Genomic DNA, 420 nt, shown 5'->3' with positions numbered 1-420 from the left:
AATCAACACACTTTCAAATGGAACAATATATAGAGCGATAATGACCATAAGAATTAGCCCAGCACCAGGGAACTTCAATTTAACAAGAGCATAGGCACAAAGGGAGTTTACAATTAGACCTAATATGACAATCATTCCAACTGTATACAAGCTATTCCACATATACAAAAAGAAGTTAGTGCCTGTTTCTTTGTTAAATAAAATATTATAGTAATTTTCAAAAGTAAGACTTTCTGGAATAAAAGCTTCAAGACCCATTTGCGTGAATATTTTCGTTTCTGGCTTCAAAGACGAAATCATCATCCACAAAAGAGGCGCTATGAAAAGTAACCCGACAACAATAATGGTTAGATTAACACCCCCTTTTGCCAGACGTTTTTTTGTTTTGTAGTTCATGCCACTCCCTCCCCTCTCTACTCT

At 35.7% G+C, this 420-nt stretch carries 1 protein-coding gene; it reads right to left on the bottom strand.

Annotated elements, in window-relative coordinates:
• The coding region (locus KH400_RS21435; RefSeq protein WP_498067639.1) for an ABC transporter permease family protein at positions 1-396 on the bottom strand (396 nt) is incomplete at its 3' end.
• Positions 397-420 lie beyond the last annotated feature (24 nt).

Source organism: Desertibacillus haloalkaliphilus (assembly GCF_019039105.1).
GTDB classification, from domain to species: Bacteria; Bacillota; Bacilli; order Bacillales; family KJ1-10-99; genus Desertibacillus; species Desertibacillus haloalkaliphilus.
Note: the sequence above shows the minus strand (reverse complement) of the source record. Positions and strands in the feature narration are given on the sequence as shown.